Annotated in this window: 20 protein-coding genes; 7 read left to right on the plus strand and 13 right to left on the minus strand. The window is 71.2% G+C overall.

Annotated features, from left to right (window positions below):
- Positions 1–453: 453 nt before the first annotated feature.
- On the plus strand, positions 454–1,920 hold the full coding sequence (locus ABZ911_RS39165) for a DUF2723 domain-containing protein (protein ID WP_358068352.1): 1,467 nt from the start codon (positions 454–456) through the stop codon (positions 1,918–1,920).
- 61 nt (positions 1,921–1,981) lie between these two features.
- Here ABZ911_RS39165 and tyrS read toward each other — a convergent pair whose 3' ends face one another.
- A complete protein-coding gene (gene tyrS, locus ABZ911_RS39170; protein WP_358068355.1) occupies positions 1,982–3,247 on the minus strand; it encodes a tyrosine--tRNA ligase in 1,266 nt (421 codons plus the stop codon).
- 191 nt (positions 3,248–3,438) lie between these two features.
- On the opposite strand from tyrS, the gene ABZ911_RS39175 reads away from it, so the two are divergent.
- Entirely contained in the window at positions 3,439–3,747 is a 309-nt protein-coding gene (locus ABZ911_RS39175) for a PH domain-containing protein (protein WP_358068357.1), read from the plus strand.
- On the opposite strand, the gene ABZ911_RS39180 is transcribed toward ABZ911_RS39175, so the two are convergent.
- From ABZ911_RS39180 to argC, 9 genes are read right to left on the minus strand one after another with little or no spacing between them, the layout of a single operon-like run.
- Entirely contained in the window at positions 3,731–4,360 is a 630-nt protein-coding gene (locus ABZ911_RS39180) for a DNA-3-methyladenine glycosylase (protein ID WP_358068360.1), read from the minus strand. The genes ABZ911_RS39175 and ABZ911_RS39180 overlap by 17 nt on opposite strands.
- Positions 4,342–5,763 carry an argininosuccinate lyase gene (gene argH, locus ABZ911_RS39185; protein WP_358068363.1) on the minus strand — a complete coding sequence of 474 codons (1,422 nt, stop codon included), beginning with the start codon at positions 5,761–5,763 and terminating at the stop codon, positions 4,342–4,344. The genes ABZ911_RS39180 and argH overlap by 19 nt, the downstream gene beginning before the upstream one ends.
- Positions 5,764–5,795: 32 nt before the next feature.
- The gene (locus tag ABZ911_RS39190; RefSeq protein WP_358068366.1) at positions 5,796–6,995 is read right to left on the minus strand and encodes an argininosuccinate synthase; all 1,200 of its coding nucleotides are present in this window, start codon (positions 6,993–6,995) and stop codon (positions 5,796–5,798) included.
- A gap of 52 nt (positions 6,996–7,047) precedes the next feature.
- Entirely contained in the window at positions 7,048–7,560 is a 513-nt protein-coding gene (locus ABZ911_RS39195) for an arginine repressor (RefSeq protein WP_358068369.1), read from the minus strand.
- Positions 7,557–8,477, minus strand: a complete 921-nt coding sequence (argF, locus tag ABZ911_RS39200; protein ID WP_358068372.1) for an ornithine carbamoyltransferase — start codon at positions 8,475–8,477, stop codon at positions 7,557–7,559. The genes ABZ911_RS39195 and argF overlap by 4 nt, the downstream gene beginning before the upstream one ends.
- On the minus strand, positions 8,470–9,639 hold the full coding sequence (locus ABZ911_RS39205; RefSeq protein WP_358068375.1) for an acetylornithine transaminase: 1,170 nt from the start codon (positions 9,637–9,639) through the stop codon (positions 8,470–8,472). The genes argF and ABZ911_RS39205 overlap by 8 nt, the downstream gene beginning before the upstream one ends.
- Complete coding sequence (gene argB, locus ABZ911_RS39210; RefSeq protein WP_358068378.1) at positions 9,639–10,511, minus strand: acetylglutamate kinase; 873 nt, start codon at positions 10,509–10,511, stop codon at positions 9,639–9,641. The genes ABZ911_RS39205 and argB overlap by 1 nt, the downstream gene beginning before the upstream one ends.
- Positions 10,508–11,698, minus strand: a complete 1,191-nt coding sequence (gene argJ, locus ABZ911_RS39215; RefSeq protein WP_358068381.1) for a bifunctional glutamate N-acetyltransferase/amino-acid acetyltransferase ArgJ — start codon at positions 11,696–11,698, stop codon at positions 10,508–10,510. The genes argB and argJ overlap by 4 nt, the downstream gene beginning before the upstream one ends.
- Positions 11,695–12,717 carry an N-acetyl-gamma-glutamyl-phosphate reductase gene (gene argC / locus ABZ911_RS39220; RefSeq protein WP_358068384.1) on the minus strand — a complete coding sequence of 341 codons (1,023 nt, stop codon included), beginning with the start codon at positions 12,715–12,717 and terminating at the stop codon, positions 11,695–11,697. Before argC ends, argJ begins: the two co-directional genes overlap by 4 nt.
- Before the next feature lie 226 nt (positions 12,718–12,943).
- Between argC and ABZ911_RS39225 the strand changes: the two genes are divergently transcribed.
- On the plus strand, positions 12,944–14,605 hold the full coding sequence (locus ABZ911_RS39225; RefSeq protein WP_358068387.1) for a class I adenylate-forming enzyme family protein: 1,662 nt from the start codon (positions 12,944–12,946) through the stop codon (positions 14,603–14,605).
- 3 nt (positions 14,606–14,608) lie between these two features.
- Here the strand turns inward: ABZ911_RS39225 and ABZ911_RS39230 are convergent, their stop codons facing one another.
- The gene (locus ABZ911_RS39230; protein ID WP_358068390.1) at positions 14,609–15,721 is read right to left on the minus strand and encodes a hypothetical protein; all 1,113 of its coding nucleotides are present in this window, start codon (positions 15,719–15,721) and stop codon (positions 14,609–14,611) included.
- A gap of 174 nt (positions 15,722–15,895) precedes the next feature.
- Between ABZ911_RS39230 and ABZ911_RS39235 the strand changes: the two genes are divergently transcribed.
- The 3 genes from ABZ911_RS39235 to ABZ911_RS39245 all read left to right on the plus strand — a co-directional run bounded on the left by ABZ911_RS39235 (position 15,896) and on the right by ABZ911_RS39245 (position 18,071).
- On the plus strand, positions 15,896–16,294 hold the full coding sequence (locus ABZ911_RS39235; RefSeq protein WP_358068392.1) for a hypothetical protein: 399 nt from the start codon (positions 15,896–15,898) through the stop codon (positions 16,292–16,294).
- 28 nt (positions 16,295–16,322) lie between these two features.
- Positions 16,323–16,682 (plus strand): nuclear transport factor 2 family protein, encoded by a 360-nt coding sequence (locus tag ABZ911_RS39240; RefSeq protein WP_358068395.1) that lies wholly within the window; start codon positions 16,323–16,325, stop codon positions 16,680–16,682.
- Between the two features lie 96 nt (positions 16,683–16,778).
- Complete coding sequence (locus ABZ911_RS39245) at positions 16,779–18,071, plus strand: MFS transporter (RefSeq protein ID WP_358068398.1); 1,293 nt, start codon at positions 16,779–16,781, stop codon at positions 18,069–18,071.
- Here the strand turns inward: ABZ911_RS39245 and ABZ911_RS39250 are convergent.
- Both ABZ911_RS39250 and ABZ911_RS39255 read right to left on the minus strand, forming a co-directional pair.
- Complete coding sequence (locus ABZ911_RS39250) at positions 18,068–18,244, minus strand: hypothetical protein (RefSeq protein ID WP_358068401.1); 177 nt, start codon at positions 18,242–18,244, stop codon at positions 18,068–18,070. The two genes, ABZ911_RS39245 and ABZ911_RS39250, sit on opposite strands and share 4 nt — an antisense overlap.
- Positions 18,226–18,459, minus strand: coding sequence for a hypothetical protein (locus ABZ911_RS39255; protein WP_358068404.1), 234 nt, complete (start codon positions 18,457–18,459; stop codon positions 18,226–18,228). Before ABZ911_RS39255 ends, ABZ911_RS39250 begins: the two co-directional genes overlap by 19 nt.
- A gap of 100 nt (positions 18,460–18,559) precedes the next feature.
- Between ABZ911_RS39255 and ABZ911_RS39260 the strand changes: the two genes are divergently transcribed.
- Positions 18,560–19,174: a Uma2 family endonuclease gene (locus tag ABZ911_RS39260; protein ID WP_358068407.1), complete on the plus strand. Its 615-nt coding sequence runs from the start codon at positions 18,560–18,562 to the stop codon at positions 19,172–19,174.
- The last annotated feature ends 29 nt before the right edge of the window (positions 19,175–19,203 follow it).

Consider the following 19,203-nt stretch of genomic DNA (forward strand, 5'->3'; position numbering starts at 1 on the left):
CGCTTCGTTATGTCTTAATTCTAGCGGCTTTTCCGTTTCGGCGTCAAATCCGCGATCCGGTCAAACTATCTAGAATTTCGACTGCCCCGTTTCCGAGGCAACTCCCCAAACTTACCGTGCCAGCCAAACCCTGTCGAATCAACTGATTTTCGATGGATCTGGCCCGCTCCCACCACGGGCGACGACATACGTCGTAGCCGTGAGGCGGAATCTGTTGGGGTCTGCCCCGAGGCCCGTCCGCCGATCGGCGTCCGGCTCGCTCCCGGGGCTTACGTAGATTAGGTCGCCTCACGCGTGCCGTCAAATCACCACGTCAGCGAGCCTCGATCCGGCCGTCAGCCCCCCGCTCAGCTTGCCACGATCCAGCGGGTTCCCCCAAGAACCCGCGCCCGCGTGTCCTATTCTGCCTGGGTGATCACCGCCGCTACGAGCCCTGGCCGTACGGCCGTTCCCGTGACCAGATCCCCCCGGTGGCCCCCGCTGCTCGCGGGGTTCGTGGCGGGGCTGGCCGCCTTCAGCGGTTCCGGCGCCGCCACCCTCAACGGGGACGAGCTGGCCACCGTGAGCGCCGCCGGCCGTTCCGTCCCCGGACTGTGGGAGCTGGCCCAGCACATCGACGGGCACTTCCTGCCGTACTACCTCTTCATGCACCTCTGGATGAAGCTCGGCACGGCGGAGCTCTGGCTTCGCCTGCCGTCGGCGGTCGCGATCGGCGTGGCGGCCGCCTTCCTGACCGACCTCGCCCGGCGCATCCACGACCGCGCCGCAAGCCGTACCCCGGAGACCACCGTGAGCCGGACGGGGGGCCTCGTCGCGGGCTTGACCGCGGCGGCGCTGTTCGCGGTGCTCCCCTCCGTCTCCTACTACGGCGCCTTCGCCAGGTCCTACGCGTTCGCGGCCGCCGCCGTGGTGATCGCCACCTGGGCGCTGCACCGGGCGATCGAGACCTCCACCCCCCGGACCTGGACGCTGTACGCGGGCTCGGTGGCACTGGTCGGCAGCACCCACCTGTTCGCCGTCCTGGTCCTCCCCGCCCACCTGCTCGGCGCCCTGCTCCTGCTCCCCGTCCGCACCGTCCTGACCAGAACGCTTCCCGCACAGGCCGCCGGTTTCGTCCCCGCGGCGGTGCTGGGCCTGATCGGGTACGGCGAACGCCACGCGATCAGCTGGATCCCGCAACGCGGCCCCGAGGTGTGGCTCAAGTTCCCGAAGATGGCGGCGGGCGGCACGGAGGTCGGCCTGCTGCTGTTCGCGGTGGCCCTGATCGGCGCGTTCGCGGTCGCCCGGCACAGCAAGGGCTGGGCGGCCACCCTGCTCGGCTGGCTGATCCTGCCGCCGATCCTGCTCCTGGCCGTCTCCCACCTGCTGACCCCGGCCTACATCGACCGCTACCTGTTCGTCACCGCCCCGGCGCTGGCCCTGCTGACCGGACTGGCGGTGGCCGCGCTCCCCAGGTGGGCGATCGCGGCCGCGACCGCGCTGACTCTCGCCGCGGCGGTCCTCGCCTACCCCCAGCACGTGGAGGTCCGCGAGGTGAACGGCCGCTTCGAGGACGTCCCCTGGGCGGTGCGCAAGATCGCGGCCAAACCCGGCGACGCGATCCTGTACGCCCAGAGCGCCCTGCGCACCCGCTTCGACTACTACACCGACGGCCGCATGCCGGACGACGTCCTGCGCGTCGGCCGGGCGCCGCTGCCCGACAGCTTCGGCTACCCGGAGCTGCCCGATGTCGCGACCGCGCTGGAGGGCCGTTCCCGGGTGTGGATCGTCTGGCGCGGCGCCAAACGGGACGGCCTGGAGGACGGCAGGTTCCCGCACGTGGAGGCCGCCAGGCGGGCGGGCTTCACGGTCACCGGCGCCTGGCACTCCGCCGACCTGCCCGGCCTCACGGTCGCCCTGTTCACCAGATCCCAGCGCTGACCAACCGCCCCGGGACACACGTACGGCGGGCCTCGAAAGGCCCGCCGTACCAGAGGGAAGGTCAGCCGACCTCGACCCCGCCGATGCTCTTCTTGCCGCGCCGCAGCACCAGGAACCGCCCGTGCAGCAGGTCCTCGGCCGACGGCACGAACGCCTCATCGGTGATCTTCACGTTGTTGAGGTAGGCGCCGCCCTCCTTCACCGCCCGCCTGGCCTCCGACTTCGAGCCCACCAGCCCGCTCTCGGCCATCAGGTCGACGTACGGCGCGCCGAGCGCGGGCACGACCGCGCGCGGCACCTCCGCCAGCGCCGCCTCCAGCGTGGCGGCCGGCAGCTCCTCCAGCGCGCCCTGCCCGAACAGCGCCTTGGACGCCGCGACCACGGCGGCCAGCTCGTCGGCGCCGTGCACCATCGTGGTCACGTCCTCGGCCAGCGCCCGCTGCGCCTCACGGGCGAACGGCCGCTCGGCCACGGCCTTCTCCAGCTCCTCGATCTCCTCACGGGTCCGGAACGTGAACACCTTGAGGAAGCGCACCACGTCGCGGTCGTCGGCGTTGAGCCAGTACTGGTAGAAGGCGTACGGCGAGGTCAGCGCCGGATCGAGCCACACGGCCCCGCCCGCGGTCTTGCCGAACTTGGTGCCGTCGGCCTTGGTGATCAGCTTGCCGGTCAGCGCGTGCACGTGCGCGCCCTCGACGCGGCGGACCAGGTCGACGCCCGCGGTGATGTTGCCCCACTGGTCGCTGCCGCCCATCTGCAGCGTGCAACCGTGCCGGCGGTGCAGCTCCAGGTAGTCGTTGGCCTGCAGGATCTGGTAGCTGAACTCGGTGTAGCTGAGCCCCTCACCGCCGAGCCGCGCCGACACCGACTCGCGGGCCAGCATGCGGTTGATCGGGAAGTGCTTGCCGACGTCGCGCAGGAAGTCGATGGCCGACATCTCCGCGGTCCAGTCCAGGTTGCTGACCAGCATCGCCTGCTGCGGGCCAGGCTCGAAGGACAGGAACCTCTCCACCTGCACCCGGATGCGGGCCACCCACTCGGCGACGACCTCGGAGGTGTTCAGTACCCGCTCGGTGCTGCGCCCGCTCGGGTCGCCGATCAGGCCGGTGGCGCCGCCGACCAGGCCGATCGGCTTGTGCCCGGCCCGCTGGAACCGGCTCAGGATCAGCAGCGTCGCCAGGTTCCCGGCGTGCAGCGAGGGCGCCGTCGGGTCGAAACCGATATAGACCGTGATCGGACCCTCGGCCAGCGCCTTGCGCAGCGCGTCGATGTCGGTGGTCTGCGCGATGATGTCGCGCCATTCGAGCTCATCGAGGATGTCGGTCACGATTCCGGCTTTCCAGATAGACGTTGTGGTCCCACTACAGCCTGCCCGATCGGCGGAGTGGCCCGCCACTGTGGATACTCTCGGTGTCCATGTGGAGGGTCCGTCGTGAGCTGGCTGTTTTCAAGATCCTAGGGGCTCTCGCGTGTGCGGGGCTCGGAATTTACTGGTACATCCAGGGCGACGTACGCGGGGTGATCCTCGCCGTGCCCGCCACGCTGCTGGTCGGCGCGATGGGCCTGCGCGACGTGCTGGTGCCGGTCCGGCTGGCCGCCGACGAGTCCGGCATTACGGTCGTGCACGGTTTCGCGGGCCGCCGGCACGTACCCTGGTCGGCGATCCGGGAGATCAAGGTGGACGTCCGCACCAGGCTCGGCCTGCGCAGCGAGATGCTGGAGATCGACACCGGCGACAACCTGCACCTCTTCAGCCAGTACGAACTGGGCGCCTCCTGCACCGAGGTGGCCGCCGAACTGCGCAAAGGCGTCAACGGGCGACCCTGACCTTCGGCACATGCTTGCGGTACGGCGAGACGGTCGGCTCGCCCTCGGCCCAGAAACGCCACGGCCTCTCGGCTCCCGCGGCGACACCGGTACGCGGGCCCGCGCTCACCCCGGCAACAGGCGCGCCCGCCAGGACGCGACCGACCATGTCGGCGCCGTTGTGTTCGCGCAGGAAGCCCATCGCGACCGCCAGCCGGGCGGGGCCGCGGGCCAGGTCCCGGTCGCCGACGGCACGGGCCGAGTCGCCCGAGCGGCGGGCGCGGGCCACCTCGATCCCGTCGACGATCTCCCCGCCGCGCAGCAGGATCCCCGAGCCGACCCCTTCGGGCCGGCAGACGAGGTTCGCGCAGAAGTGCATGCCGTAGGTGAAGTAGACGTAGAGATGGCCCGGCGGGCCGAACATCACCGAGTTGCGCGGGGTTTCACCCCGATAGGTGTGCGAGGCGGGGTCCTCGCCCGGCACGCCGTACGCCTCGACCTCGGTCAGCCGCACGGCCACCGAGCCGTGCACGACCACGCGTCCGAGCAGGTCCGGTGCCACCTGCTCGGACGGCCGGTCGAAGAACGAGCGCGGCAGCGGCTCGCCGCCGGGGCTCAGGAGCCCGAAGCCCATGCCGCCTGCGCGTCGACCGCCTCCCGCAGCGCGGTCAGCTGGTCGCGCACCCGGTCGGGCGCGGTGCCGCCGTGCGCCTTGCGCGCGGCCAGCGCGCCGGGGACGTTGAGCACGTCGCGCACGTCGGGCGTCAGGTGCGGGGAGACCTTGGCCATCTCCTCGTCGGTCAGGTCGCCCAGGTCCTTGTCGTTGACCTGGCACCACACGACGAGGTGGCCGACCGCCTCGTGCGCGTCGCGGAAGGCGACCCCCTTGCGGACCAGCAGTTCGGCCAGGTCGGTGGCCAGCGCGAAGCCGTCCGAGGCGGTCGCGGAGAGCCTGGCGGTGTTGACCCGCATGGTGGCCACCAGGCCCGCGACCGCGGGCAGCACCAGGAGCAGCGTGTCGACGGAGTCGAACACCGGCTCCTTGTCCTCCTGCAGGTCGCGGTTGTAGGTCAGCGGCAGGCCCTTGAGCGTGGTCAGCAGCGCCATCAGGTTGCCGATGAGGCGGCCCGACTTGCCGCGGGCCAGCTCGGCCACGTCGGGGTTCTTCTTCTGCGGCATGATCGACGAGCCGGTGGAGTAGGCGTCGTCCATCTCGATCCAGCGGAACTCCTGCGAGGCCCACAGGACGATCTCCTCGCCCAGCCGCGACAGGTGCACCCCGATCATCGCGGCGTCGAACAGGAACTCGGCGGCGAAGTCGCGGTCGGCGACGGCGTCCATCGAGTTGGGCGAGGCGCTGTCGAAGCCCAGCTCGGCGGCCACGGCCTCCGGGTCGAGCGGCAGCGAGGAGCCGGCCAGCGCGCCGGAGCCGAGCGGCGAGACCGCGGCCCGCTTGTCCCAGTCGGTGAGCCGGTCGATGTCGCGGGCGAAGGCGTGCACGTGCGCGAGCAACTGGTGGCCGAAGGACACCGGCTGCGCGTGCTGCAGGTGGGTCATGCCGGGCGCGGCCGTGTCGGCGTGCGCCGCGGCCTGGCTCATCAGCGCCGTCTCCAGCTCCACCAGCCTGGAGACGATCGTGCGAACGTGGTCGCGGAGGTAGAGGCGCAGGTCGGTGGCGATCTGGTCGTTGCGGCTCCGCCCGGCGCGCAGCTTGCCGCCGAGCGAGCCGAGCCGCTCCAGCAGGCCGCGCTCCAGCGCGGTGTGCACGTCCTCGTCGGCGACGGTCGGCCGGAACTCGCCCGATTTGCAGGCGCGCTCCAGGTCGTCCAGCGCGCCGATCATCCGGTCGAGCTCCTCCTCGCTGAGCAGCCCCGCCCTGTGCAGCACCCGGGCGTGCGCCCGCGAGGCCATCAGGTCGTACGGCACGAGCCGCCAGTCGAAGTGCACGCTCACCGACAGCCGGGTCAGCGCGTCGGCCGGACCCCCCTCGAACCGTCCGCCCCACAGCCGCATCGGCTTGCCATCACTCACCGTCATCTCCTCCCATTCCCCCGCGACCATAGTGCACCTCAGCCGTGCTTCGCGTCGCGGGCGGCGGCGATCTTGGAGGGGAGGCTCCACAGCTCGACGAAGCCCTTGGCCAGGGACTGGTCGAAGGTGTCGCCGGTGTCGTAGGTGGCCAGCGAGAAGTCGTACAGCGACTGCTCCGAGCGCCGGCCGGTGACGACGGCCCGGCCGCCGTGCAGGGTCATCCGGATCTCGCCGGAGACGTGCCGCTGGGCGTCGGCGATGAAGCTGTCCAGGGCGTTCTTCAGCGGCGAGAACCACAGGCCGTCGTAGACGAGCTCGCTCCAGCGCTGGTCCACGCCCCGCTTGAAGCGGGCCAGGTCGCGCTCGACGGTGACGTTCTCCAGCTCCATGTGCGCGGTGATCAGCGCGATGGCGCCGGGCGCCTCGTAGACCTCGCGGGACTTGATGCCGACGAGCCGGTCCTCGACCATGTCGATGCGGCCGATGCCCTGCGCGCCCGCGCGCCGGTTCAGCTCGGCGATCACCTGGTACGGCGTCAGCGCCCTGCCGTCGACCGCGACCGGCACGCCCTGGCTGAAGGTGATGACGACCTCGTCGGCTTCACGCTCGGCGGACGGGTCGGCGGTGTAGGCGTAGACGTCCTCGGTCGGGCCGTTCCAGATGTCCTCCAGGAAGCCGGTCTCGACGGCGCGGCCCCACAGGTTCTGGTCGATGGAGAACGGGTTCTTCTTCGTCGTCTCGATCGGCAGGCCCTTCTCCTCGGCGAAGGCGATGGCCTTGTCGCGGGTCCAGGCGAAGTCGCGGGCCGGGGCGACGACCTTCAGGTCGGGCGCGAGCGCGGCCAGGCCGGCCTCGAAGCGCACCTGGTCGTTGCCCTTGCCGGTGCAGCCGTGCGAGACGGTGGTGCCGCCGAACTCCTTGGCCGCGGCGACCAGGTGCTTGACGATCAGCGGCCGCGACAGCGACGACAGCAGCGGGTAGCGGTCCATGTAGAGGGCGTTGGCCTGCAGCGCGGGGACGCAGAAGTCGGCGGCGAACTCCTCCTTGGCGTCCACCACGACGGACTCCACGGCGCCGCAGTCGAGGGCCCGCTTCTGGATGACGCCCATGTCCTCGCCGCCCTGGCCCAGGTCCACGGCGACGGCGATCACCTCCGCGTCCATCTTGTCGGCGAGGAAGGGAATGGCGACGGACGTGTCGAGTCCGCCGGAGAAGGCGAGAACTACTCTCTCGGTCATAGCGTTGATCCTTTACGGAAGAAGTGAGATTTCGGCTGGGTCAGGCCCGCGGTCAAGCGGGCTGACTACGTCGGTCCGCGGCCTTCAGCAGCGCCTCGGCCACCGCGTGCCCGCCCTGCGGGTCGCGGCTGATGACGAGGATGGTGTCGTCGCCGGCGACCGTGCCGAGGATGGACTCCCAGTCGGCGTGGTCGATCGCCGAGGCCAGGAACTGCGCGGCCCCCGGCGGCGTCTTGACCATCACGAGGTTGGCCGAGGCCTCCGCGGAGACCAGCAGCTCCTCGGCGATCCGGTGCAGCCGGGCGGCCGGGCTCTCCCCCGTGCCGAGCCTGGCCAGCGGGATGCGCCCGCCGCCCTCGCCGGGCAGCGCGTAGACGAGCGAGCCGTCCTCGGCTCGCAGCTTGAGCGCGCCGAGCTCGTCGAGGTCGCGCGAGAGCGTCGCCTGGGTGACCTCGACGCCGCTCTCGGCCAGCAGCTTGGCCAGCTCGGGCTGGGAGCGCACGGCCTGCCGCTGCAGTAGGTCGGTGATCTTCGCCTGCCTGGCGACCTTGGTCATCGGGATCATGATCTGCTCACCAGCCAGTGCAGCAGGGCCTTCTGCGCGTGCAGCCGGTTCTCCGCCTGGTCCCAGACGGCGCTGTGCGGCCCGTCGAGGACCTCGGCGGTGATCTCGTACTCCCGGTAGGCGGGCAGGCAGTGCAGCACGATCGCGTCCCGCGCCGCGCGCGCCATCAGCTCCGCGTTCACCTGGTACGGCATGAGCGCCGCCACGCGCTCCTCCTTGCCGTCCTGCCCCATGGACACCCAGGTGTCGGTGGCGACGACGTGGGCCCCCTCGGCGGCGAGCGCCGGGTCCCCCTCGAACGTCGCCGAACCGCCGGTCTCCGCCCCGATGGAGGCGGCCTTGGCCAGGATCTCCGGGTCGGGCCGGAAGCCGTCGGGCGCCGAGACGCGTACGTGCATGCCGGCCGTGGCGCCGCCCAGCAGGTAGGAGTGGGCCATGTTGTTGGCGCCGTCGCCCAGGTAGGTCAGTGTCAGCCCGCTCGTCCGGCCGAAACGCTCCCGCACGGTCTGCAGGTCGGCCAGGATCTGGCAGGGGTGGAACTCGTCGGTGAGCGCGTTGACCACGGGGACGGAGGAGCGCGCGACCATCGCGTCGACGCGTTCCTGGCCGCCGGTCCGCCAGACGATCGCGGCGACCTGGCGTTCCAGCACCCGGGCGGTGTCCTCGATCGGCTCGCCGCGTCCCAGCTGGGAGGTGCCGCCGTCGATGATCAGCGGCAGTCCGCCCAGTTCGCCGACGCCGACGGCGAAGGACACCCGGGTGCGGGTCGAGGGCTTGTCGAAGAGGACGGCCACGGTTTTGGGGCCCTCGAAGGGGCGGTAGCCGTACCGGTCCTTCTTCATCGTGGCGGCCAGGTCCAGCACCTCGGCCTGCTCGGCGGGGGTGAGGTCGTCGTCGCGCAGGAAGTGCCTAACCACGGCCGGCCTCCGTGAGGATCGCGGGGAAGGCGTCCACGAACGCGGAGACCTGCTCGGGGGTGACGACCAGCGGGGGCGCGAGCCGTACGGCGTCGGGCTGGAGGGCGTTGACCAGGAAGCCGGCGTCGGCCGCGGCGGACTGGACCTGGGCGGAGACGGGCTCGGACAGCACGGTGGCCAGCCAGAGGCCGCGTCCGCGCACGCCCTTCAGCAGGGGGTGGCCGATCGACTCCAGGCCGCCGCGCAGCAGGTCGGCGACGGACCTGACGTGCTCCAGGTCGACATTGTCGAGGACGGCCAGCGCGGCGGCGCAGGAGATCGGGTTGCCGCCGAAGGTGGAGCCGTGGTCGCCCTTGTCGAACAGGGTGCCCGCGTCGCCGAAGCCGACGCAGGCGCCGATCGGCAGGCCGCCGCCCAGGCCCTTGGCGAGGGTGAGGATGTCGGGGGTGACGCCGTCGGCCTGGTGGGCGAACCAGTGGCCGGTCCTGCCGATGGCCGACTGGATCTCGTCGGCGACCAGCAGCGCGCCGGTGGAGTCGCAGACCTCCCTGGCGGCCTGGAAGTAGCCGTCCGGGGGCGGTACGACGCCGGCTTCACCCTGGGTGGGCTCCAGGAAGACCGCGATGCAGTCGCCGGTGACGGCGTTCTTGAGGGCGTCGGCGTCGCCGTACGGGACGAAGCGGACGTCGATCGGGAAGGGGCCGAACTGGTCGCGGATCGCCTTCTTGCCGGTCAGCGAGAGCGCGCCCATGGTGCGGCCGTGGAAGCCGTTCTCGGCGGCGACGAAGTAGGAGCGGCCTTCGGACTTGCCGTACTTGAGGGCGAGTTTGTAGGCGCACTCGTTGGCCTCGGTGCCGGAGTTGGCGAGGAACACCCTGGCCGGGGCCTTGAGCAGGCCGAGCAGCCGCTCGGCGAGCAGCACCTCGGGCTCGTGCAGGAACAGGTTGGAGGTGTGCGCCAGGGTGGCGACCTGCCGGGAGACGGCCTCGACCAGCGCGGGGTGGCCGTGGCCGAGCGAGCTGACCGCGATGCCGCCGATGAGGTCGAGGTACTCCTTGCCGTCCACGTCCCACACGCGTGAACCCTCGCCGCGGGCCAGCGCGACCGGGGGCACGCCGTAGTTGGGCATGAACGCGGCTTCGAACCTCTTGTGCAGGCTCATCAGGGCATCACCATGGTTCCGATTCCGTGGTCGGTGAAGATCTCGAGCAACAGGGAGTGCGGCACGCGGCCGTCCAGGACGTGCGCCTGGGGCACGCCGCCGTTCACCGCTGTCAGGCAGGCCTCCATCTTGGGGACCATGCCGCTGGACAGGCTGGGCAGCAGCTCGGCGAGCTGGCCGGCGCCCAGTTTGTCGATCACGTCGGTGTCGTCGGGCCAGTTGGCGTACAGGCCCTCGACGTCGGTGAGCACGATGAGCTTCTGTGCCTGGAGGGCTACGGCGAGCGCGGCGGCCGCGGTGTCCGCGTTCACGTTGTAGATCTCGCCGTCCTCGCCCCGGGCGATGCTGGACACGACGGGGATGCGGCCGTCCTCGATCAGCGCCCGGACCGCGCCCGGGTCGACCTTGACGATCTCGCCGACCTGGCCGATGTCGACGTGCTCGCCGTCGACGAGGGCGCGCTTGCGCTCGGCGGTGAACAGGTGGGCGTCCTCGCCGGACATGCCGACGGCGAACGGGCCGTGCCTGTTGACCAGGCCGACGACGTCCCGGTTGACCTGGCCGACCAGCACCATCCTGACCACCTGCATGGTCTCGGGGGTGGTGACCCGCAGGCCCGCGGTGAACGTCGACTCGATGCCGAGCAGGTCGAGCTGGGCGTTGATCTGCGGGCCGCCGCCGTGCACGACCACCGGGCGCAGCCCCGCGTAGCGCAGGAAGACGATGTCCTCGGCGAAGCCCTCCTTGAGCGCCTCCTCGGTCATCGCGTTGCCGCCGTACTTGATGACGACGGTGGCGCCGTGGAAGCGCGACAGCCAGGGCAGCGCCTCGATCAGCGTGCCCGCCTTGGCGTGTGCGCCGTTGGCCCTCATGAGGAGTACGCCGAGTTCTCGTGGACGTAGGCGGCGGTCAGGTCGGTGGTGTGGATGACGGCCGAGTGCGGGCCCGCCGACAGGTCGACGGTGATGGTCACGTCGCGCGGGCGCATGTCCACCTTGGACCTGTCGTCGCCCACGGAGCCGCCCCGGCAGATCCACACGCCGTTGATCGCCACGTTGAGCCGGTCGGGCTCGAAGACGGCGTCGGTGGTGCCGACGGCGCTCAGCACCCGGCCCCAGTTGGGGTCCTCGCCGTGGATGGCGCACTTGAGCAGGTTCGAGCGGGAGACGGTACGGCCGACCGTGACCGCGTCGGCCTCGGAGGCGGCGCCGACGACCTCGATCGCGATCGCCTTGGAGGCGCCCTCGGCGTCGACGAGCAGCTGCCTGGCCAGGTCGGCGCAGACCTCGGTGATCTTCTTCTCGAACTCGGCCGGGTCGGGCACGACCCCGCTGGCCCCGCTGGCGAGCAGCAGCACGGTGTCGTTGGTGGACATGCAGCCGTCGGCGTCGAGCCGGTCGAAGGTCTTCGACGTCGCCACCCGCAGCACCGCGTCGAGCTGCTCGGAGCCGACCTCGGCGTCCGTGGTGATCACGCAGAGCATGGTGGCCAGCGCGGGGGCGAGCATGCCCGCGCCCTTGGCCATGCCGCCGACCATATAGCCGCCGCCGCCGGTGGCGGCGGCGCCGCCACCATCGATGACACCGCCGCGCTTGAAGGAGATCTTCGAGACGGTGTCGGTGGTGCGGATGGCGTCGGCCGCGGCCAGGCCGCCGTCGCGGGAGAGCTGCTCGGTGACGGAGCCGACACCGGCCAGCAGCTCGTCCATGGGCAGCCGCTCGCCGATCAGGCCGGTGGAGCAGACCGCGATCTCGCCGGCCGAGTCGCCGAGCGCCTCGGCGACCTTCTCGGCGGTGGCGTGGGTGTCCTGGAAGCCGAGCGGGCCGGTGCAGGCGTTGGCGCCGCCGGAGTTGAGGATGACCGCTCGCACCCGGCCTCCGGCCAGGACCTGCTGCGACCACAGCACGGGGGCGGCCTTCACGCGGTTGGCGGTGAAGACTCCGGCGGCGGCGCGGGAGGGACCCTCGTTGACGACGAGGGCGAGGTCGCGGGCGCCGCTGGACTTGATGCCGGCGGAGATGCCCGCGGCCCGGAAGCCGAGGGGTGCGGTCACGCTCATGGGGCGACTCCATTGAGGGGAAGGCCGAGCTCTTCTGGCAGGCCGAGGGCGAGGTTGACGCTCTGGATCGCGCCTCCGGCGGTGCCCTTGGTGAGGTTGTCGATGGCGATGACGGCGACCACGCGGCCCGCGCGCTCGTCGAGCGTCACCTGCAGGGCGGCGGTGTTGGCGCCGTAGGTCATCGCGGTGGCCGGCCAGACGCCCTCGGGCAGCAGCGTGACGAACGGCTCGTCCTTCAGCGCCCTCTCGTAGGCGGCTCGCAGCTCGACCCCGGTCAGGCCGGGGGCGGCCGGGACGGTGCAGGTGGCCAGGATGCCGCGGCTCATCGGCACCAGCGTGGGGGTGAAGGAGACGGTCACCGGGGCGCCGGCCACGGCGGAGAGGTTCTGCTCCATCTCCGGGGTGTGGCGGTGGCCGCCGCCGACGCCGTAGGCGCTGGCCGAACCCATGATCTCGCTGCCGAGCAGGTGCGGCTTGAGCGACTTGCCGGCGCCGCTGGTGCCGCTGGCGGCGACCACGACGACGTCGTGGCCGGCCAGGCCGGCGGCGAAGGCGGGGTAGAGGGCCAGGGTGACGGCGGTCGGGTAGCAGCCGGGGACGGCGATCCGCTTGGCGGTGCGCAGGATCTCGCGCTGGCCGGGGAGCTCGGGCAGGCCGTACGGCCAGGTGCCGGCGTGGGCGCCGCCGTAGAACTCCTGCCAGGCGGCGGGGTCGGCGAGCCGGTAGTCGGCGCCGCAGTCGACGACCACGGCGGCGTCGCCGAGTTGCTCGGCGATCGCGGCGGACTGGCCGTGCGGCAGGGCGAGGAAGACCACGTCGTGCCCGGCCAGGGTCTCGGCGGTGGTCTCCTGGATGACCCGGTCGGCGAGCTGGGTCAGGTGCGGCTGGTGGGCGCCGAGCGGGCTGCCCGCGCTCGAGGCGGCGGTGAGCGCGCCGACTTCCACCTCGGGGTGGGACATGAGCAGGCGCAGGAGCTCACCCCCGGCGTAGCCACTGGCTCCGGCGATGGCCGCTCTCATTCCGTCCCCCTGCATATTCATGCATGCTATCTCATGTTCTTGCTTGGAAAGATTATGCATGCGAGGTGATGGACATGCAAGCGAGACAGGGGGTGTCGCTCGCATGTTGAGATCGGACAAATCACTCATTTAGTGCATAACCACTCATGCTTCTTCGATCTAGCGCGACGTACCTACCGGTCGGTACTGTGAAACATCCGGTCAACGTCCCTGCGGGAGTCGTCGTATGAGTCCTACGCACGCCCAGGTCCAAGCCCAGCTCACCGCCCCCGGCCAGCTGTTCGAGACGGAGGAGATCGGCGAACACGGCGTACGCACCTGGAAGCACGCCCCCGGCCACTTCCGGGCGCTGCTGGAGGTCAGCGCCTTCCACGGCGACAAGGTCTTCCTGGTCTACGACGAGGAGCACATCACCTACGAGCAGCACTACCGCCGGGCCGCCACCCTGGCCGGGCGGCTCGTCGAGGAGTACGGCGTCGCCAAGGGCGACCGGGTGGCCATCGCCATGCGCAACTACCCCGAGTGGGTGGTCTCCTTCTCCGCCGTGCTGGCCTGCGGGGCGATAGCCGTACCGCTGAACGCGTGGTGGACCGAGCAGGAGCTCGCCTACGGGGTGGCCGACTGCGGCGCCAAGGTGCTGATCGCGGACGGCGAGCGGGCCAGGCTGCTGGCCTCGACCGGGGTGCCGCTCATCGTGGCCAGGGGCGAGGCGCCCGAGGGGGCGCGGGACTTCGAGGAGGTGATGGGCGAGGTCGCGGCGGACGTCAAGCTGCCGGACGTGGAGCTGACCCCCGAGGACCCGGCCACGATCTTCTACACCTCCGGCACCACCGGACACCCCAAGGGCGCGCTCGGCAGCCACCGCAACCTCGGCCAGGCGCCGATGACCGTCGCCTACGGGATGCTCAGGGCGGTGGCGCTGGCCGGCAAGGACGTCGCCGCGAGCGCGGGCGTGCGCCGGGTCACTTTGCTGACCGTGCCGCTGTTCCACGTGACCGGCTGCTTCTCCGCGCTGATCACCACGCTGTTCAGCGGCGGCGGCCTGGTGCTCATGTACAAGTGGGACCCCGGGCGGGCGCTGCGGCTCATCGAGCGGGAGCGGGTCTCGGCGATGATCGGCGTGCCCACCAGCGCCTGGCAGCTCATGTCACACCCCGACTTCGGCAAGTACGACCTGTCCTCACTCACCACCCTCGGGTACGGCGGCGCCCCCGCCCCGCCCAAGCTGCTGGAGCGCATCAACGAGAACCTGCCCGACCGGGCTCCGTCCAACGGCTACGGCATGACCGAGACGAGCGCGCTGGCCATCGGCAACGGCGGCGCCGACTACCTGGCCAAGCCGGACAGCATCGGCGTGCCGCCGCCCGTGGTGGACGTGCGCGTGGTGGACCCGATGGGCGGGGAACTGCCCACGGGCGAGGTGGGCGAGCTGTGCGTGCGCGGGCCCAACGTCATCCTCGGCTACTGGAACAAGCCGGAGGCGACCGCGCAGACGTTCGTCGGCGGCTGGCTGCACACCGGCGACCTGGCCAAGCTCGACGACGAGGGCTTCGTCTACATCGTGGACCGGGCCAAGGACATGGTGATCCGGGGCGGCGAGAACGTCTACTGCGCCGAGGTCGAGGCGGCGCTGTTCGAGCACCCGGCGGTGGACGACGCGGCGGTCATCGGCATCCCGCACGACGAGCTGGGCGAGGAGGTGGGCGCGGTGATCCGCCTCGCCCCCGGCGCCTCGGCCACGGCCGAGGAGCTGCGCGAGTTCCTGGCCGGGCGGATCGCCAAGTTCAAGATCCCGGTGCGGATGTGGTTCCGGGACAGCGAGCTGCCGCGCAACCCCGGCGGCAAGATCCTCAAGACCCACCTGCGCCGGGAGGTCCTCGGCTCGTAGGTCTCACGCGGCGGGCGGGCCCAGGTGCTCGGCGATCGCGGCGGTCATCGGCGAGGCCGTGGGCAGGCGCGGGCCGTCGTAGTAGCCCGGCTTGTGGGTGCGCAGCAGGGCCTGGCCGCTGCGCTCCCAGTCGAAGCCCGGCTTGTTCAGCAGCCGGGCGAACACCGCGCTCGCCTTGGCCGGGTCGCGCGCGGCCAGCCGGGCGATCGGCACCGGTGAGACCGCCTCGCCCCGCAGGTAGGCGGTGACCACGTCGCGGTACTGCCGCCTGACCAGCAGCCGGGGATCGGCGAACGCCTCCTGGAGCAGGCCGAAGTCGGCGTAGTAGCCGAGCCCGTCGGCCTCGTCGAAGATCAGCGCGACCGTCCGCGCCCTGGTCACGTGCGCGGGCAGCTCGATCTCGCCGGGCGGCTGCCCGCCGAGCCGGTGGGCCTGGTGGGTGAGGTAGGCCCGCAGCCTGCGCGCCACGTCGTCACCCGGCATCACCACCAGGTCGGTGCCGAAGTGGGCGATGAAGCAGCGCCGCTGGTCGGCCGTCATCCGCCAGGCGCGGGCCAGCGCGTCGGGGTTGCGGAAGACGTAGGCGGGGTTCTCCAGCGCGATGTGCGCGGCCACGGGCACCAGCGCGGCGCGGGACTCGGCGGTGTGCACCGCCGGAGTGCCGCTGATCAGCCACGCGTCCCTGCCGAGCGGCACCAGCCTGCCGACCAGGTACATCCCCGCCGCGAGCGGCTCGAACGCGTCGTCGCCGAGGTCGGAGAAGACGCGGTAGGTGAGCTCGTCGACGAGGTTGAACAGGCGCACCGCCGCACCCTCGCGGGCGACGACCTCGAAGACGCCCTCGACCACGTCCTTCCAGCCGAGCAGCAGCTCCCGGTCGGTCTCGTCGAGCTGGGGGTGCTCGGCCACGAAGCGGTCGACGACGGTGTCGCCGCCGGGCAGCCGGTGCTGCAGGGTGAAGTAGTCGACGGGCAGGGCGGCGCCCGCCTCGTCGGTCGCGGGCCCGTCGGCGAAGAACCGGGCGAGCACCGCGGTCAGCTCCCCCGCGAAGCGGCCGGAGGTCGCGTAGTGCACGAGTCCCGGCTTCAGCACGCAGGCGCGGGCCAGCAGATCCATAGTCACTCCTCGTATCCGTCCGAATGCGAGGCGACACTAACGCCAGGCGGGGGCGATCCGCCCGGCATTCCCCCAACCCGTGACGGCCCGCCCATTACCTCCCGCGTAATCGCGCAGGTGACAGCCCGGATGGCACGGTTGCCTCATCGGAAGGAAAACCTGAAGGAGTATGAAATGACCGCCGTCACCCTCACCGCCGACCGCACCAGGTTCCTGCGCATCACGCTGGCCCTCGACGCCGTCGTGACCGGCGGCAACGGACTGGTCTACCTCGCGGCCGCCGGCCCCGTGAGCGACCTGCTCGGCCCCGACGCGGGCCTGCTGCGCGGGATCGGCGCCTTCCTGCTCGTGTACGGCGTGGCGGTGGGCCTGCTGGCCGCCCGCGTCAACCGCACCGGCACCCGGGTGGTCATCGCGGCCAACATCGTCTGGACGCTGGCGAGCATCGGCGCCGTCGTCACCGGCCTGCTGGACTTCACCGTCCTCGGCGCCGTCTGGGCCATCGCCCAGGCCCTGGTCGTCGGTGTCTTCGCCGAACTGCAGATCATGGGCCTGCGCAAAGCCGCCCGCTGAGCCCCTCCCTTGAAAGGACCTGATCGACATGACCGCCACCCTGGTCGAACGCTATCTCGCCGCCTGGAACGAGACCGACGCCGACGCCCGCGCCAAGGCCGTGGCCCTGCTGTGGACCGAGGACGGCACCTACACCGACCCGATGGCAGACGTCGCCGGGCACGAGGCCATCGCCGCAGTGATCGCCGGCGCCCAGCAGATGTTCCCCGGCCTGGTGTTCACCGCGGGCGAGGTGGACGACGCCCACCACGACGTGGCCCGCTTCACCTGGCACCTGGCCCCCGAGGGCGCGGCCGAGCCGCTGGCCGTCGGCTTCGACGTGGTACGGCTGGCCGAGGACGGCAGAATCCGGCAGGTGATCGGCTTCCTCGACAAGGTCCCCGCCTGATCCCGCCCGAAGAGGGCCCCCGCCTGCGCGGGGGCCCTCTTCGCATGCGGAAAAGCATTTGCTCGCGGGTCACGCGGCCACGGATGATGGGGTCTCGTGTCCGGACCTCTCAAGCGCCTGATCGGCCATCTCAAGATGGACCTGGGGCCACTGCGCGACTCTCGCGACTATCGCCTGCTCATGGGGTCAGGCGTGATCACCATGTTCGGCACGTTCATCAGTCTCGTCGCGGTGCCGTACCAGATCTGGCAGGTCACCGGCTCCTACCTGGCGGTCGGCGCGGTCAGCCTGGCCGAGTTCGTGCCGATGGTGGTGTGCGGGCTGTGGGGCGGGGCGATCGCGGACGCGCTCGACCGGCGCAGGGTGATCCTGTGGTCGGAGATCGGGCTGACGGTGACCTCGGCGATGCTGATGGTCAACGCGATGCTGCCGGACCCGCAGGTGTGGCTGATCTACGTGGTGGGCGCGCTGTCGGCGGGCCTGGCGAGCCTGCAGCGGCCCAGCCTGGAGGCGATGATCCCGCAGGTGGTGCGGCACGACCAGCTCGGCGCGGCGGCCGTGCTGGCCAGCCTGCGCTGGAACATCGGCGCGATCGCCGCGCCCGCGCTGGGCGGCGTGCTGGTGACCGTGTACGGCCCGGCGACCGCCTACGGCATCGACACGGTCAGCTTCCTGCTCTCGCTGGTGCTGCTGTGGCGCATCAGGGCGGTGCCGCCGCCGGAGGACGCCGCACCCGCCTCGCTGAAGGCGGTGGCCGAGGGCGTCCGCTACGCCGCGGGCCGCCCCGACCTGCTGGGCACCTACCTGGTGGACATCGCGGCGATGGTCTTCGCCATGTCGACCGCCCTCTATCCCGCGCTGGCCGAGGAGATGGGCGCGCCGGAGGCGACCGGGCTGCTCTACACCGCGGGCGCGGTCGGCTCGCTGATCGCCTCGCTCACCGGCGCGTGGACCGCGCGGGTGCAACGCCAGGGCCTCGGCGTGATCGTCGCGGCGTGCCTGTGGGGCGCGGCGGTGGCGCTGGCGGCGCTGGTGCCGAACATCTGGTGGGTGTTCACGTTCCTGGCCCTGGCCGGAGCCGCGGACATGGCCAGCGGCATCTTCCGGATGACCATGTGGAACCAGACCATCCCCGACGAGCTGCGCGGCCGTCTGGCGGGCATCGAACTGCTGTCGTACGCCAGCGGCCCGATGGTGGGCAACGCGCGGGCCGGGCTGATGGCGCAGCTCGGCGGCACCCGCTTCGCCCTGGGCGCGGGCGGGATGATCTGCGTGGCCGCGGTGCTGGCGCTGGCCGGGCTGCTGCCGAAGTTCCGCCGCTACGACGCCAGGACCGACGAGCACGCCCTGGCCGGCAAGGCCCGCCGCGAGGCCGCCCTGGCGGACTAGCGACCCTCCATCTTGGCGAACACCTCCAGCGCTTCGGTGTCGGAGTAGTTGCCGCCGACCGCCGACCACGGGGCGATCGGGTCGGGGATGGGGCTGGCGCGCGCGCCGGGGCGGCGCCGGGTGAAGCGCTGTTCGCGGCCGACGTAACGGCGGGTCAGCCCTGCTCGCGCCACCCGTCGTACTCCTCCGCGAGCGCGTCGGCCTCCGCCAGCGCCCGCTCACCGAGCCCTTCGACGACCACGAGCCACTGCGCGTCCTCGCCGTCGTCCTCCCCGGCGAGCGTCTCCCGCACCACCCGAGGCGCCCCGATGTCCGGAAACCGCTCCGCCAGCGTCTCCGCGACCTCCTCGGCGTCTTCCTTGTCAGCGAACACGAGCAGAGTCGTCACGCCCCAGATGATAACTTCCGGCCCGCACCCTTCCGCGAACACTCTGAGCGTGCATGCTCGTTCACGAGGCGTGAACGTCATAGATTGCTACCGTAGAGCCATGACGGCCGAAGCGGTGATGCAGGGGATGGAGACTCCCGAGACTCCTTCGCTACCAGACTGGGTCTTTCCGCCGCCCGGAGGGTTCACGGCGGAAGACCTCGATCACATTCCGGATTTGCCTGCGCACACAGAGTTGGTTGACGGAAGCTTGGTGTTCGTGAGCCCCCAAGCTTCCTTCCACATGCGCACGCTTTCCCTCCTTGAGTTCGAGCTCCGTCGGCTGGCTCCGGACACCCTGCGTGTGCGCCGAGAGATGAGTGTTGCGCTCAACCCGAGACAGCGCCCGGAGCCGGATCTCACCCTCATCCACGCCGATGCCGTGCGCAACGACAACGAGACCTTCTATCAGGCTCAGGATGTCGTCCTGGTCGTCGAAGTCGTCTCTCCGGAGTCCGAACTCCGCGACCGTATACGCAAACCCCTGCTCTACGCCGAGGCCCGGCTTCCCCATTTCTGGCGCGTGGAGAACCAGGAAGGCAGGCCCGTCGTCTACGTGTACGAGCTCGATCCCTCCACAGGCATTTATGCCATCACCGGCATCCACCACGATCGGTTGAAGCTGACCGTCCCGTTCGACGTCGACATCGACCTCACCGAGATCGACAAGCTCTGAGACGCGAAAAGGGCCCGGAGTGCGGAACA

Origin of the sequence: Nonomuraea sp. NPDC046570, assembly GCF_040645915.1 — a bacterium.
Classification (GTDB): Bacteria; Actinomycetota; Actinomycetes; order Streptosporangiales; family Streptosporangiaceae; genus Nonomuraea.

Bases quoted from the DNA above. Each gene is read 5' to 3' on its own strand.
- ABZ911_RS39190 (WP_358068366.1), bottom strand. From the start codon at position 6,995: ATGACCGAGAGAGTAGTTCTCGCCTTCTCCGGCGGACTCGACACGTCC.
- argC (WP_358068384.1), bottom strand. From the start codon at position 12,717: ATGAGAGCGGCCATCGCCGGAGCCAGTGGCTACGCCGGGGGTGAGCTC.
- ABZ911_RS39235 (WP_358068392.1), top strand. From the start codon at position 15,896: ATGACCGCCGTCACCCTCACCGCCGACCGCACCAGGTTCCTGCGCATC.
- ABZ911_RS39195 (WP_358068369.1), bottom strand. From the start codon at position 7,560: ATGATCCCGATGACCAAGGTCGCCAGGCAGGCGAAGATCACCGACCTA.
- ABZ911_RS39230 (WP_358068390.1), bottom strand. From the start codon at position 15,721: ATGGATCTGCTGGCCCGCGCCTGCGTGCTGAAGCCGGGACTCGTGCAC.
- argB (WP_358068378.1), bottom strand. From the start codon at position 10,511: ATGAGGGCCAACGGCGCACACGCCAAGGCGGGCACGCTGATCGAGGCG.
- argH (WP_358068363.1), bottom strand. From the start codon at position 5,763: ATGACGGTGAGTGATGGCAAGCCGATGCGGCTGTGGGGCGGACGGTTC.
- argJ (WP_358068381.1), bottom strand. From the start codon at position 11,698: ATGAGCGTGACCGCACCCCTCGGCTTCCGGGCCGCGGGCATCTCCGCC.
- ABZ911_RS39225 (WP_358068387.1), top strand. From the start codon at position 12,944: ATGAGTCCTACGCACGCCCAGGTCCAAGCCCAGCTCACCGCCCCCGGC.
- ABZ911_RS39180 (WP_358068360.1), bottom strand. From the start codon at position 4,360: ATGGGCTTCGGGCTCCTGAGCCCCGGCGGCGAGCCGCTGCCGCGCTCG.
- ABZ911_RS39240 (WP_358068395.1), top strand. From the start codon at position 16,323: ATGACCGCCACCCTGGTCGAACGCTATCTCGCCGCCTGGAACGAGACC.
- ABZ911_RS39260 (WP_358068407.1), top strand. From the start codon at position 18,560: ATGACGGCCGAAGCGGTGATGCAGGGGATGGAGACTCCCGAGACTCCT.
- ABZ911_RS39205 (WP_358068375.1), bottom strand. From the start codon at position 9,639: ATGAGCCTGCACAAGAGGTTCGAAGCCGCGTTCATGCCCAACTACGGC.